At 75.0% G+C, this 14,089-nt stretch carries 11 protein-coding genes and 3 riboswitches; of the genes, 6 read left to right on the top strand and 5 right to left on the bottom strand.

What is annotated here, in order from left to right:
* From AE652_RS19730 to AE652_RS19720, 3 genes are all read right to left on the bottom strand, one after another.
* Window positions 1-752, bottom strand: a 752-nt coding sequence (locus AE652_RS19730; protein WP_369808308.1) for a hypothetical protein, incomplete at its 3' end; no start/stop codon positions are given.
* Complete coding sequence (locus AE652_RS19725; RefSeq protein WP_107086487.1) at window positions 749-2,665, bottom strand: prenyltransferase/squalene oxidase repeat-containing protein; 1,917 nt, start codon at window positions 2,663-2,665, stop codon at window positions 749-751. The genes AE652_RS19730 and AE652_RS19725, both read right to left, overlap by 4 nt.
* A 106-nt stretch (window positions 2,666-2,771) precedes the next feature.
* A riboswitch (cobalamin riboswitch) is annotated at window positions 2,772-2,916 on the bottom strand.
* A 78-nt stretch (window positions 2,917-2,994) separates the two neighbouring features.
* Window positions 2,995-3,071, top strand: a riboswitch (cobalamin riboswitch).
* 45 nt (window positions 3,072-3,116) lie between these two features.
* Window positions 3,117-6,560: a WD40 repeat domain-containing serine/threonine protein kinase gene (locus tag AE652_RS19720; RefSeq protein WP_159028495.1), complete on the bottom strand. Its 3,444-nt coding sequence runs from the start codon at window positions 6,558-6,560 to the stop codon at window positions 3,117-3,119.
* A gap of 283 nt (window positions 6,561-6,843) precedes the next feature.
* On the opposite strand from AE652_RS19720, the gene AE652_RS45155 reads away from it, so the two are divergent.
* On the top strand, window positions 6,844-7,032 hold the full coding sequence (locus tag AE652_RS45155) for a hypothetical protein (RefSeq protein ID WP_049653342.1): 189 nt from the start codon (window positions 6,844-6,846) through the stop codon (window positions 7,030-7,032).
* 66 nt (window positions 7,033-7,098) lie between these two features.
* Here the strand turns inward: AE652_RS45155 and AE652_RS19710 are convergent, their stop codons facing one another.
* A complete protein-coding gene (locus AE652_RS19710) occupies window positions 7,099-7,578 on the bottom strand; it encodes a hypothetical protein (protein ID WP_049653340.1) in 480 nt (159 codons plus the stop codon).
* Between the two features lie 29 nt (window positions 7,579-7,607).
* Window positions 7,608-8,699, bottom strand: coding sequence for a prenyltransferase/squalene oxidase repeat-containing protein (locus tag AE652_RS19705; protein ID WP_082345844.1), 1,092 nt, complete (start codon window positions 8,697-8,699; stop codon window positions 7,608-7,610).
* A gap of 97 nt (window positions 8,700-8,796) precedes the next feature.
* Window positions 8,797-8,937: riboswitch (cobalamin riboswitch) on the bottom strand.
* Window positions 8,938-9,055: 118 nt separating this feature from the next.
* Between AE652_RS19705 and cobF the strand changes: the two genes are divergently transcribed.
* The 5 genes from cobF (at window position 9,056) to AE652_RS19680 (ending at window position 13,996) form a co-directional block, all read left to right on the top strand.
* A complete protein-coding gene (gene cobF, locus AE652_RS19700) occupies window positions 9,056-9,814 on the top strand; it encodes a precorrin-6A synthase (deacetylating) (RefSeq protein ID WP_049653339.1) in 759 nt (252 codons plus the stop codon).
* 263 nt (window positions 9,815-10,077) lie between these two features.
* A complete protein-coding gene (locus AE652_RS19695) occupies window positions 10,078-11,961 on the top strand; it encodes an amidohydrolase (protein WP_049653337.1) in 1,884 nt (627 codons plus the stop codon).
* 72 nt (window positions 11,962-12,033) lie between these two features.
* Entirely contained in the window at window positions 12,034-12,696 is a 663-nt protein-coding gene (locus AE652_RS19690) for a hydrolase (protein ID WP_049653335.1), read from the top strand.
* 57 nt (window positions 12,697-12,753) lie between these two features.
* Window positions 12,754-13,278 (top strand): DoxX family protein, encoded by a 525-nt coding sequence (locus AE652_RS19685; protein ID WP_049653333.1) that lies wholly within the window; start codon window positions 12,754-12,756, stop codon window positions 13,276-13,278.
* On the top strand, window positions 13,259-13,996 hold the full coding sequence (locus AE652_RS19680) for a YoaK family protein (protein ID WP_049653332.1): 738 nt from the start codon (window positions 13,259-13,261) through the stop codon (window positions 13,994-13,996). The genes AE652_RS19685 and AE652_RS19680 overlap by 20 nt, the downstream gene beginning before the upstream one ends.
* Window positions 13,997-14,089 lie beyond the last annotated feature (93 nt).

The raw sequence follows: 14,089 nt of genomic DNA, 5'->3' as shown, positions 1-14,089 counted from the left end.
GGCTGAGGCGCGGCGGGGGCCGGGGCCCGGCCGCCGGTTGAGCCAGTGCCCCCGGTTGACCCGGAGCCGCCGGTCGCACCGGAGCCGCTGCCGCCCGTCGTACCGGATCCGCCCGTCGTACCGGAACCGCCCGCCGCTCCGCCGGAACCACCCGTCGTGCCCTGGCCCGGGTCGGCCGGCTGCCCGCCCGGGCTGGAGTTGTGGGCCCGGACGCTGTCCGGCGAGATCGTCGGACGACCTTCGGTGCCCTCGACGTTGGTGCCGCCGAAGATCCACAGGTCGACGCTGCCGGGCTTCGGCTGGTAGAGCATCGCGCCGAGCTGGCTGTAGGACCACTCGTTCTGGCCCGGATCGGCGTGCCAGTACGACCAGTACGCGGTGGCCGGGGGCGTCAGGACGCACTTCTCCTGGTCCGGCGTCGGGTACTGCTTGCCGCCCTGGAAGCCGCTGTAGCCGATCCGGCAGATGAAGGCCGGTCCGTCGTGCCCGGTGCCGGTGGTCTTCCAGCCGCCCTGGTTGAGCAGGGTGAACCCGGTGGTGGGCGTGGTGCCGCAGGAGCGCAGCAGCGGGCCGCCCCACTTGCCGAAGTCCACGGCGAGTACGGCACCGGAGGTGGTGGTGCACTGCTCGATCGGCAACGGGGTCGCGGCGGCCGGGGTGGTGCCCGCGGCGACGCCGCCGAAGGCGAGGGCGAGGGTCAGCGACGCCGCCCCGGACAGCCGGGCGAGGCGCGTGCCGAGTCCCCGGCTCACCGGTGACGCCCCGGGGCGGCCGCGGTGCGGCGACGGGCGACGAGGACGGCCCCGGCGCCGAGCGCGGTCAGCGCGCCGGCTCCCGCCGTCAGTGCCAGTGCCTGGCTTCCGGTACTGGCCAGGCCGCCTGAACCGGTCCGCACCGTCACGCCCTCTGCCCCGGCGGCACTGTCACCCTTCGGGGTGTCGATGCCGCCGGACGAAGGGGTGTCGGTGGCCGGGATCGGCGCGGTCGTCGTGGGCGAGCCCGCCGGGGTGCCGGTCGGCGTCCCGGTGGGACTGACCGTCGGGGTGGGCGTTCCCGTCGGGGTGGTGGTCGGAGTCCCGGTGGGAGTCGGCGTCGGCGTGCCCGCGAGGTCGCGGGACAGCGTCCCGAAGGAGATGCCGGTGGCACCGCCCAGCACCTGCGTGGACGCGCGGACGTCCGAACCCCGCTGCCCGGCCGCCGCGACGTTGAACCCGCCGTCGCCGTTCTGCTGCCCGGCGAGGAAGTCGAGCGCCTTGGCGATCTGTCCACCGGCGGCGGCCTGGCGCAGCGTCATGCCCTGGACGGCCAGCGCGGCCGAGTTGGTGGAGTCGCCGGAAGCGCCGGGGAAGCCGCCGTCGGGCAGCTGCCGCGCGGCGAGCCAGCCGAGCCCCTGGTCGACCGCCTGGGCGGCCTCGTCCCCGGGGACGAGGGCGAGGGCCATGGCGGCCATCGCCGTGCTGTCCACGTCGGAGTCGCCGGTGGCGGGGATCAGGCTCGGCCAGGAGCCGTCCGGGTGCTGGAGGCCCTTCAGGTAGGCGATCGCGGGGGCGGCGCTGGTGGACTCCCCGGCCCGGAGCTGGGCCATGACGGCGAGCGCCTGGGAGAAGACGGAGGTGGCGTAGGCGTAGTTGCCCGGGGCGGCGCAGCCGGTGGTCGCGTCGGCCTTGGCGCACACCAGCGCGGCGAGGGCGGCGATCAGGTCGTGGCCGCCGAAGTCCCGCGGGTTGCGGCCGACGGCCTCGGCGAGCAGCGCCTCCTTGCCGATGGACCCGCCGCCGGCGTACTCGGTGCCGATCGCGGTCCAGTCGTTGACGGTGCGCTCGCTCGCGTCCTTGCCCTGCTGGTCGAGGAAGTCGACGATCCGGCGCAGTGCGGCGTCGTCGGTGCCGGTCGCGGCGAGGGCGTAGGCCCCGTCGATGGTCAGGCCGAAGTCGGCGAAGGCCGGGAAGCCCTCGTAGTAGTGGCCGTCGATCAGCCGGGCCGGGTCGGTGAGGTAGGCGCTCCCCCTGGCCGCGTCGGGTTTCCTCCCCTCGGGCGCGCTCAGGGCCACCGCGGGCGAGGGCGACGCCGACGGGGAGGCGGAGGGCGAGGGGCCGCCGTTCCTGGCGCGGACGGAGTCCGGGGTGAAGTTCGGCGCCCCGCTGGTTCCGCCGACGTCCGTACCGCCGTAGACCCAGGCCTCGACCTCGCCGGGCTTGGGCTTCTGCGTGCCGGCCCCGAACCGGCTGTAGGACCAGGCCTGTTGGCCGGGTTCGGCAATCCAGTACGACCAGTACGCGGTGGCCTGCGGGGTGTTGACGCACGGCTCCTCGGCCGGTGTCGGGTACTGGGCGCCGCCGTTGAAGGTCCCGGTCCCGAGCCGGCAGATGAAGGCCGGTCCGTCGTGCTCGGTGCCGGTCGTGGTGAAGCCGGCGTTGTGCAGCAGGTTCATGCCCGTCGTGGGGTGGGCGTCGCAGCCCCGGACGACGCCGCCGCCCCAGTGGGTGAAGTCGACGGCGACGATCGCCCCCGTCGTCGCCGTGCACTGCTCGATCGGGTCGGCCGAGGCGGTACCCGGGTACCCGAGCAGGACCGTGCCGCAGGCGGCGACGGCGACGGTGCCGGCGACCACCAGCGAGGCGAGGTCCCGGTTCCTGTGACGTGTGCGATTGCTGCTGACCCTCACGACGACTCCCTGGTCGGTCGACACGCGAGGCGACGGCGCAGCCGACGGTCGCCCGCGGGCACGGGGCCGTCGAAACCGCGTCGTAGTCCGCGACGACGCAAGTGCTCTGTGAACAGACCCCCGGTCCAGGCATTCCGGCTCCCCCACCCTCAGGTGGGTCCACGGTTGCGGGTCAGCGCCGGAGTTGGACCGGCTTCCCCTGAATGCCGAGGGCAAAAAATCGGTTCATCAGACCACGCTGACCGACGGAGAGTCAACGGGGCGTCAGGTCGATCACATCACCTCGTCGGGCGATGGACCTGTGCGGTAGCGTCCGCGGTGGCCGAGCGGGGGAACCCGGTGCGAACCCGGGGCTGACGCGCAGCGGTGTGGGGCGGTGACCGTACCGTCCCGAGCCCGAATGCCCGCCCGGCCACTGCGGAACTGAGCCGGTGTCCCGGCCGGCCGATCGTCACTGCCCGGCGGACAGCTCCCAGTCCAGCGCCCACGCCCGCACCGAGCCGTCCGCACAGCCGAAGAGCAGCAGGCTGTCGTCCGCGGTGGCGGTGAGACTCCACACCTGGCCGCCACCTCCTTCCAGCTCGCGCAGGCAGCGGCCGGTGTCGGCGTCCCAGATCCGCACCGTGCCGAGCCGGTGGCCTGTGTAGGCGAACCGGCCGCCGGCGGAGAGGTGAAGGACCGACAGCTCATCCGGCCCGGTACCGGCGTCCCACGGCAGGACCTCGAAGTCGAAGGCGCGGAGGAATTGCCCGGTGCCGGCGTCCCACAGCCGCAGCGAGCGGTCGCCGTACGCGCTGCCGGACAGCAGCCGGTGGCCGTCTGCGTCGAACGAGAGCCAGCCGCACGCCGGATGACTCAGCGCCAGCGGCGGAGCGCCGAGCCGGGCGTGCAGCTGGATCTCGCCGAACAGCGCCACGCTCGCTGCCCGGGTGCCATCCGCGCTCATCGCGGCGGCGGTGGTCGGCCGCTCGCCGTCGCCGGTGAGCACCCGCACGCAGCGGCCGCTGTCCAGGTCCCACAGCCGCAGCGCGCCGTCCCGGCCGATCACCAGGGCCTGCCGGGCATCGGCGGTGAACAGGACCGAGTTCCCGAGCATGCCCTCCTCACCGCTCTCGGCACGGCCGTCGGGCCCACGGGCGTCGACCCGGCCGAGCGGTCGGCCGCCGGGCAGCTCCCAGCTCTGCAGCACCGCGTCCCCGCCGGCCACCGCACGCAGGCCGTCGGCGCTCAGGCCGACCGATCCGACCCGGGGCTTGTCGAGCGCGCGCAGCGGGGTGCCGTCGGTCGGATTCCACAGCCCGACCCGGCGGTCACCGCCGATCGCCGCGGTACGCCCGTCCGCCGACACGGCGAGCGAGGACACGTGGCCCTGCCCGCCGAGGGTGTGCACCGGCCACGCCCCGCGCAGCCCGGTACGGCGGACGGATCTCCCCAGCCGCCGCCACGCGGCCAGCACCTCCAGCGCACGCTCATAGCCGGGCGTCGAGCGGGCCCGGGTGAGCAGGTCGAGCGCGGCGGCGTGCTGCCGAGACCCGAGCGCCTGCTCGGCCTCGGCGAGCAGGGCCCCGACCTGCCCGCCGGCCCGCTCGATCTCCTGGTGGCGGCGAGGCCGACTGAGCTGCATGCTCGCCCGGAACCGGCGCTCCGGGGTGATCCGCCACCAGCGCGCGGTGTTGTCCTGCCCAGCAGACACCGCCCAGTCGGCGTCCCCGCCCATCATCACGGCGGCGACCGGCTGGCTGTGTTCGCGGAAGGTGCGCACGCAGCGGTACAGGGCCAGGTCCCAGAGCCGCACCGCGCCGTCCTCGCCGCCGGTGACGGCGTACCGGGAGTCGCCGCTCAGCACCAGCGAGCGGACCTCGCCGATCGGCGAGGTCACGGTGCGCACCGCGCGGCCGCTGCGCAGGTCCCACAGCCGGATCGTCAGGCCGGGCGAGGCGGTCGCCGCAATGCGGCCCTCGGGCTCCAGCCAGATCGCGGTGGGACCGCGGCCCGGCATCGTCATCGTCTGCCGCAGCTCTCCGGTGTTCAGGTCCCACAGCTGGAGGGTGCCGCGCGCGTGGCTGCTGACCAGGGCGAGACCGCCGTCGTGGCTCAGTTCGACCCGGTGGGAGTCCTCGGCCCGGTCCGTGACGGGTCCGAGCCGCAACCGCTGCCGGCCGCTCGGGAAGTCCCAGACCAGCAGCCGTCCCTCCACCACGGCGACGGCGGTCCGCGCCCGGTTGTCGATCCGCAGGGCCTGCACCCGGAACAGCTCGCGGCGGCCGGGCGGGGTGAAGGCCAGCAGGCAGCGCTCGCGCGCCAGGTCCCAGAACCGGACCTCGTTGTCCGGGCCGACCGAGACCGCGTACCGGCCGTCGGAGACGTCGAGGCTGCTCACCCAGGACTCCAGGCCGCCGACGGTGCGCAGCAGCTCGCCGCGCCGCAGGTCCCACAGCTTCAGCCCGCGGTCCTTGTCGCCGTGGCCGCCGTAGCCGGTGACCGCGTACCGCCCGTCGGGGGTGATCCGGGCGGCGAGCCGCGCGGGGCCGTCGAACAGCTGGTACCAGCGGGCGGTGAAGGCCGGGGCCGCCCGGTTGTCGGGGACGCTTGAGAGGTCGAGACGTTCCACGGCGGCGCGCCGCTCGGGGTCGTCGCCGCACTCCGCGGTGATCCCGGCGAGCAGCTCGCGGGCGGCCTCCAGGTCGCCGCGTTCCAGGTGGACCTCGGTCAGCCGGTGGCGGGACTGCCAGGAGTCGCCGTGCACGAGCCGCAGCTGCTCCAGGTCGGCGACCAGGGTGTCGTCAGTGGTCTCGCCGCGCCGCCAGCGCAGCAGGCCGCCGTTGTAGGCGGCGTCCAGGTGGCGCGGGTCCGCTTCCAGAGCGTCGGCGAAGGCGCGCTGCGCGCCGGGGATGTCCTCGAGGTCGAAGAGCGACAGGCCGCGGTTGTTCAGCTCGTCGGCGCGCAGCCCGACCGCGCTCGGCACCGGGCGCGCGTACCGGGTCCCGGTGGCCCGGTGGTAGTGCTCGGCGAGCTCGGCGGCGACCTCGGCCATCGAGGCGGGTCGCTGGGCGGGGTCGTGGCGCAGGCAGCGCTCCAGCAGCTCGGCGACGCCGGGCGGGATCGGCGGGCGGCCGTCGCGGCCCCGGGTCCCGCGGAAGACCGCGAGGGTCTCGCTCGCGAGTGGTCCGACGTACCAGGCCACGCCGCCGGTGAACATCTCCAGCACCGAGACGGCGAAGCTGTACAGGTCGCTTCGTCGGCCGAGCTGCCGCTGCCCGTACTGCTCGGGCGAGGCGTACACCCTGGTCATCCCGCCGGCGGCGACCAGGACGGTGGCGTCGGCGCCGGGCCGATCGCCTGCGCCGCCGGGCCACGCGGCGAGCTGCCCGGCCCGGGCCAGGCCGAAGTCGGTGATCCGGGCGGTACCGTCCCGGTCCAGCAGGATGTTGCCCGGCTTCACGTCCTGGTGGACCACGCCCTGCTGGTGGGCGTGGTCCAGACCCCGGGCGGCCTGGACCGCCAGGTCCAGGATCCGGGCGAGGGCTTGTTCCGGGCCGCCCGCGTACAGCCGGCCACTGTGGATCAACTCGCTCAGGCTGCCGCCGTCCAGGTACTCGGCGAACACCCGGGGCGTCCCGCCGATCTCCCGTACGTAGTGGCAGGCACAGACGTGCGGGTGCATGCCGAGGCCGACCCAGGTCTGCGCCTCGGCGACGAACAGCTCCCGCTCCCGCGCGGACCGGAACAGTTCCGGCCGGGGGGACTTCACCGCCAGGTCGGTCCCCCACCCCAGGTGCCAGACCCGGTACACCAGGCCCATCCCGCCGGCCTCGTGCACCTGGTCGACCCGGTACAGCCCCTCGATCACATCGCCGACCTTCCAGGCCGACGCCGCCCCATTCCGATCGCTCATACCGACGAGTATGCGATCTGACGCCGTGTCATGACAGGCCGCCCCGGGGCCGCCTGGGCCTTCGTCGTGATGTCGGGTCAACCGCGCACGCCGAGCGCGAAGCCGTACCCGCGGGGCCAGGCCGGCACGCCGAGAGGTCGGTCCGCGGGGCCGGCGGCGGAAGTGGACCACCACGTCGGCGTGATCTGGATGCCGACGGCCGGCCCGGCCGGGACGAGAACACCGAAATCCATGACGATGGACCGGATCCTCAGGGAGGACCGCGAGTGGGCGCGGCCGTCGAATGACAGTACGTTCGACGGGCGTCGGCGGGCTGTTCACCGCGACGCGCGTGCCCGACGGCGACGACCCCGCATGGCTGACCACCGCGGGCACCATGGTCGACAGCCTGTTCTTCACGGCCGCCGCGGTGGCAACCGTACGGCTGGTCGGACACCTCGACCGGCGGCGCCGAGCGTCCCGCGGCGCCTGATCCCCTGGCACCGGCGCCCCGGCCCCTTCCGGAGAAGGGTCCGGGGCACCGGTGAGCCCGCGCGGGTCAGGGCGCGGTGGTGCCCGGCTGTGCGCCGGCGCCGAAGGACCAGCCCTCGACGTCGCCGGGGGCCGGGTCGTAGCTGCCCGCGCCCAGGGTGCTGTACGACCAGGGGCCGCCGTGCTGGGCGTGCCAGTACGACCAGTAGGCGCTGCCGGTCGGGTTAGTGCAGGTCGTCGGCAGGGCGTTGATGGTGCAGACGAAGCCCGGGTAGCGCGGGTGGAAGGCGTACGAGAATCCGGCGCCGGTGAGCGCGGCCAGGCCGCTGGCCGGGTCGCCGGGCGCGCAGCCGGTCTGGATGCCGCCGCCGACGGCGGTGAAGTCGACCACGACGGTGACGCCGGTGGTGCCGCCGCAGGCGGCCGCCCGCGCCTGCGGGGCCTGGACGGCGCAGACGCCGAGCAGTCCGGCGGTGAGGGCCGCCGCGGCGGCGATCGACCCGAGCGTACGGCGGGCCGGGCGGACCGGGGTGGGGGTGTCGCTCATCGGTGAACTCCTCGCGGTGTCAGCGTGGTTCAGCGCGTGGCCGGGGCCGGCGGGCAGGCCTGGGTCGGGGCGTCGGGGGCGGCCCCGGAGGCGGAGAGCGTGGACAGCGGGGTGCCCGCGAGGCCGAGGACGGCCTGCGCCGTGGCCCGGGCGCCGGTGCCCGCGTTGAAGCCGGTCGCGTCGTAGGCGACGGCGCCGCGGACCGCCGGGTCGGCGGAGCAGCCCTGCTGGAGCTTCACCAGCCGGCCCCAGGCCTTGAGGCCGGGGCCGAGGCGTCCGCCGGAGAGCAGCGCCTGGGTGGCCAGGCCGGTGCTGTTGGCGTTGGAGGCGGTCGCCCCGGCGGCCGCGAACCCGCCGTCGGCGTTCTGGTGGTCGGTGAGCCAGCCCAGGCCCGTGTTCGCCTTGGCGGCGCGCCCGGTGGCGGCGAGGGCCTGGACGGCGAGCGCGGTGGCGTCGGCGTCGCTGGTGCAGGCGGCCTGGCCGAAGGAGAGCGGGAAGCCGCCGTCCGCGCACTGGCTGTTCGCCAGGAAGTCCACGGCCGCCGCCGGGGCGTCACCGGGCGTGCGGTGCAGGGCGATCACGGCGAGGGACTGGCCGAAGGCGTTGCTGTAGTCGCCCCACTGGGAGCGGTCGGAGAACCGGCCCTCGGCGGTCTGCAGCGAACGCAGGCGGGCCGGCAGGTCGACGCCGCCGAAGGCCGCCGGGTCCCCGCCGCGGACCTCGACGGCGAGCAGCAGCTTGGCGGTCGCGCCCGCGTAGGCCTCGGTGGTGCCGTCGCCGAGGTAGCCGCCGATGATCTCGGGCTTCGCCAGCCAGGCGGTGGCCTTCGCGGCGGCCTCGTCGGAGCCGCGCGAGGCGGCGAAGGCCAGTACGGCGTCGATGGTGAGGCCCTGGTCGGGGTAGGCGGTCCCGTTGAAGACGGACTCGAAGTGGTCGCCGTCGACGAGTTGGCGGGCCAGCCAGCCGCCCGCGGCGGCGTCGGGACGGACCGTCGGGGACGAGGTCGCGGCGGCGGTCGCGTTCACGGGCGCGGCGTGGGCGGCGGTGACCGCCGGGAGTGCGGTGGCGAGCGCCACGGCGGGTATCGCGAGCAGACCGAGGGTGCGGCGGAGCGTGGGCATGGTGGCCTTTCCGGGCCCGCGCGCAGGGGCCCGGAGGGCGGCGGCGACAGCCGGGGCGGCCCTCGGGGCTCCGGCCCGCGGACCACGACGGGAGGAGGGACGACACGCCTCCGCCGACGGGTACTCGGGCTCGCCTCCGACCAGGAGCCGGCGGCCTACCGTTGCGGGCCAGCGCCGGATTCGAACCGGACTTCCCCCAGCGGCGGAGTCACAACATGACGGCCCATCATGGCGATACGGAAAAGATCCGGTCAAGGGTTCGAACGTGACATCACGGTGGCCGCCGCCCGACATCGGGACGCGCCCCTCCCGGCCGCCGACGCGACCAGGGCGTCCCGGACGGCAGAATGCCTCCCATGCGGCACATCTTCGTCATCGGCATCGGCGCGGGCGACCCCGACCACCTCACCCTGCAGGCGGTCAAGGCGCTCGCCCGCACGGACGTCTTCTTCATCCTCGACAAGAACGAGGACCGGCAGGACCTGATCCGGCTGCGCCGCCGGATGCTGGCCGAGCACGGCCGGCCAGGCCACCGGGTGGTCGAGGCGCCGGACGCGGAGCGGGACCGGACCACCCCCGCGTACGCGGCCGCCGTGGACGACTGGCGCGTCCGCCGGGCCGACCTGGTCGAGCAGTTGCTCTCCGAGCACCTCGGCGAGGGCGAGACGGGCGCGTTCCTGGTCTGGGGGGATCCGAGCCTCTACGACAGCGTCATCGCCGTGGTGGACGACGTCCTGGCCCGCGGCGCCGTCGGCTTCGACTACGAGGTGGTCCCGGGCATCAGCAGCGTCTCCGCGCTCGCCGCCCGCCACCGCAGCACGCTGACCCGGGTCGGCCGCCCGGTGCAGATCACCACCGGCCGCCGACTGGCCGAGGGCTTCCCCGAGGACGTGGACGACGTCGTGGTGATGCTCGACGGCCGCGCCGCCTTCACCGGGATCGACCCGGAGGGGCTGGAGATCCGTTACGGCGCGTACCTCGGCACCCCCGACGAGATCCTCGTCGCCGGTCCGCTGGCCGAAGCCGCCCCGCGGATCAGCGAGTTGCGCGAGTCGGCCCGCGCGCGCAAGGGCTGGATCATGGACACCTACCTGCTGCGGCGCTCCGAGAGCTGACCGGCGGGCGCCGCCCCGGTTCGACCCCCGGCCGACACTCGGACACCGCCCTCGCGCCCGGCCGTCACTCCACCCGGCCGGTGCGCTCCCGGACCGGTGCCGGTGCACTGTGGGCCAACTCCGACACCATGCCACTGCCTAACGTTCCGTCATGAGAGCGAACAGGACAGCCTCTTGGGCTCGTCCGGCTCGACCGCGCCGCGCCGCCGCCCGCTCCGGGCGGCGGCCCGAACCCATGACTGGAGGCCGTCGAGGTGCCTGCAATGCCGGTCGGCGGGCTGGTCCCCCGCACGGAGAACGTCACCGAACACGCCGCCGACGTCGTCGTCCGCAACGCCCGGATCCACACCGGGGACGCCCGCCGCCCGCAGGCCGGCGCCCTCGCCATCCGGAACGGCCTGATCACGGCCGTCGGGGACGACGCGGACATAGCCCCGGTCGTCGGCCCGTCCACGGTGGTGGTCGACGCGCTCGGCCGCCGCGTGGTGCCCGGCCTCAACGACGCGCACCTGCACGTGATCCGCGGTGGCCTCAACTACGTCCTGGAGCTGCGCTGGGACGGTGTGCGGTCGCTGCGCCAGGGCCTGGCGATGCTGCGGGAGCAGGCCGCCCGGACGCCCCGGGGGCAGTGGGTGCGGGTCGTCGGCGGCTGGTCGGCGGAGCAGTTCGCCGAGCGGCGGCTGCCGACCCCCGCCGAGCTGAACGAGGCGGCGCCGGACACCCCGGTGTTCGTCCTCCACCTCTACCAGTCGGCGGTCCTCAACCGCGCCGCGCTGCGCGCCGTCGGCTACACCCGCGACACCCCGGACCCGAAGGGCGGCCAGATCGTCCGGGGCCGCGGCGGCGAGCCCAACGGCATGCTGCTGGCCGCCCCGAGCGCCCTGGTCCTCTACTCCACGCTCGCCAAGGCCCCGACACTGGAGGGCGAGGAGCGCAGGACGTCCACCCGGCACTTCCTGCGCGAGCTGAACCGCTTCGGACTGACCTCCGCGATCGACGCCGCCGGCGGGTTCCAGAGCTTCCCGGAGAACTACGCCACGGTGACCGAACTCGCCCGCGACGGGCTGCTCTCGCTCCGCATCGCCTACCACCTGTTCCCGCAGACCCCCGGCCAGGAGCTGGACGACCTCACCCGCTGGGTCGAGACGGTCCGGCCCGGGGACGGCGACGAGTGGCTGCGGCTGAACGGCGCCGGCGAGAACCTCACCTGGGCCGCCGCCGACTTCGAGAACTTCGCCGAGCCGCGCCCCGAACTGAACGCCTACGAAGGGGAGTTCGCCAAGGCCGTGCGCCTGCTCACCGAGCACGGCTGGGGCTTCCGGCTGCACGCGACGTACGACGAGACGATCCGGCGCGACCTCGCGGTGTTCGAGGGGCTCGCCGCCGAGGGGCTCTTCCCCGCCGGGAACCGGTGGCTCTTCGACCACGCCGAGACCGTCTCCCCGGACAGCCTGGACCGGATCGCGGCGCTCGGCGGCTCGCTCTCCGTCCAGAACCGGCTGTCCTTCCAGGGCGAGGTGTTCACCCGCCGGTACGGCGCCGCTGCCGCCGCCGAGGCGCCGCCGGTCCGCGCCATGCTGGCGCGCGGCCTGACCGTGGCCGCCGGCACGGACGCCACCCGGGTGTCCTCGTACAACCCCTGGGTCGCCCTGCACTGGCTGGTCTCCGGCCGCACGGTCGGCGGCCTGGCGATCCGGCCCCCGGAGAACCGGGTCGACCGGGCGACCGCGCTCGCGATGTACACCACGGCCGGCGCCGCCCTCACCGGCGAGCAGGACGTCAAGGGCGTGCTGCGGCCGGGCAGTTACGGGGACCTGGCGGTGCTGTCCGAGGACTACTTCACGGTGCCGGAGCCGGAGATCCCGTCCATCGAGTCCGTGCTGACCGTCGTCGGCGGCCGGATCGTCCACGCCGCGGCCGAGTACGAGGGCATGGACGAGGAGCTGCCGCCGGTCAGCCCCGGCTGGAGCCCGGTCGCCCACTTCGGCGGCTACCAGGCCGCCCGCCCCGCCCACGGCGCGGGCGCCCGCCAGGCGGAGCTGCTCGGCGAGGCCGTCGCCGAGTCCGGGCTGCACCACCGCTGGCGGGTCGCGCGCGGCCTGGCCGCCGAGCAGGGAACGCCGTTCGACCCCTGCTTCCTCCTCTGATCCACCTGCCCCGCCTTCACGCGGACCACCGCGCGAAGGGCCCTGTCCCACCGCACCGAAGGGAACCCCGTCATGGTCGACCTCACCCAGGTCAGCGCCACCCCCAGCCCCGACCTGCTCACCCCCGACAACGCCGTGGTGCTGTTCGTGGACCACCAGCCGCAGATGTTCTTCGGCACCGGCAGCGGCGACCGCACCGCGATCGTCAACGCCACCGTCGGCCTCGCCAAGGCCGCCCGGGCCTTCGACGTGCCGACCGTCCTGACCACCGTCGCCGCCGAGTCCTTCTCCGGCCCGCTGCTGCCGCAGCTGGCGGCGGTCTTCCCCAAGGCCGAGGTCCTCGACCGCACCTCGATGAACGCCTGGGAGGACGAGGCGGTCGTCGAGGCGGTCAAGGCCACCGGCCGCGGCAAGGTCGTGATAGCCGGGCTGTGGACCGAGGTCTGCCTGGTCCTTCCCGTGCTGTCCATGATCGACCAGGGCTACGAGGTCTACGTCGTCACCGACGCCTCCGGCGGCGTCTCCCCGCAGGCCCACGAGCACGCCGTCCAGCGGATGACCCAGGCCGGTGCGGTGCCCGTCACCTGGGTGCAGGTCCTGCTCGAACTCCAGCGTGACTGGGCCCGGACGGAGACGTACGGCGTGGTCACGGACATCGTCAAGGAGCACGGCGGCGCGTACGGCCTCGGGATCGTCTACGCCCAGGCCTTCCTCGGCGAGCACGCCGCGGGCTGAGCCGGCACCGCACAAGAAGCACAGGAACCAGGGACCAGGGACCAGGAACAGGACACGATGGATACCGGACTGCTGATCCTCCGCGTGGTGGTGGGCCTGCTCATCGCCGGGCACGGAGTACAGAAGGTGAGCCACCGCCTCGGGGGCCACGGCCTCGCCGGCGGGACGGCGGAGTTCCGCCACGACGGCTTCCGTGGCGGGACGCCCACCGCGCTCGCCGCGGGCGCCGGGCAGATCGGTTCGGGCCTGTTCCTGGCCCTGGGCGCGCTCACCCCGCCGGCGGCCATGGTCGCCATGGGGGTGATGACGGTGGCGATCACCGTCAAACTGCCGCACGGGCTCTGGGTGCAGGACGACGGCTACGAGTACCCGCTGGTCCTGGTCGTCGTCACCGGGGCGCTCGCCCTCACCGGCCCGGGCCGGTGGTCCGTCGACCAGGCCGTCGGCCTGACCGCCTGGCCGCTCTGGATCTCCGCCGCGGCCGTCGTCCTCGGCCCCGCCAGCGGACTGCTCACCCGGGCCGTCCTGCACCGCCCGGCCACCCCCGAAGGAGCCACCGCCCTTGCGCGCCCTGCTGACTGACGCCCTGCGGACGCTCGCCCCGCCGCGCACCGACCGGCACGGACCGCTGCCGCCGCTGATGCTGCTGCTGACGGTGGCCACCGGCGTGGTCGACGCGGTGAGCTACCTCGGCCTCGGGCACGTCTTCGTGGCGAACATGACCGGCAACGTGGTCTTCCTCGGGTTCGCCCTCGCGGGCGCCTCCGGCCTGTCGGCCGCGGCCTCGCTGGTCTCGCTCGCGGCCTTCCTGACCGGCGCGCTCTGCGGCGGACGGCTCGCCGGCCGGTCCGCCGGCCACCGCGGGCGCCTGCTGGCCCTGACGGCCTGCGTCCAGACCGCCCTGACCGCCGGCGCCGCCGTCACCGCCGCGCTCGCGGACGGCGCCGGCGCCCGCTACGCCCTGATCGTCCTGCTGGGCCTGGGCATGGGCCTGCAGAACGCGGTGGCCCGGCGGCTCGCCGTACCCGACCTGACCACCACCGTCCTCACCCTCACCCTGACCGGCCTCGCCTCCGACTCGGCCCCGGCCGGGGGCACCGCGCCGCGGCCGGGGCGCCGGATCCTCTCCGCCCTGGCGATGCTGCTCGGCGGCCTCGCGGGCGCGGTACTGGTCCTGCACGGGCGGACCGCCACGGCCCTCGCCCTGGCCGCCCTGCTGCTCCTGGGCACGGCGCTGGCCGCCCACCGGCTCTCGGCGGCCCACGGGCCCGACGCGCCCTGGGCCGCGCCGGCGGCCTGACCACCGCACCGACACTCCGAGCACCCGCACCGACCACGACCGGGAGGTCACCCCCGTGCAACGCCCCCTGACCCGACGCCTCACCCGACGCCT

Source organism: Kitasatospora sp. MY 5-36 (genome assembly GCF_001182915.1).
Lineage (GTDB): Bacteria > Actinomycetota > Actinomycetes > Streptomycetales > Streptomycetaceae > Kitasatospora.
Note: the sequence above shows the minus strand (reverse complement) of the source record. Positions and strands in the feature narration are given on the sequence as shown.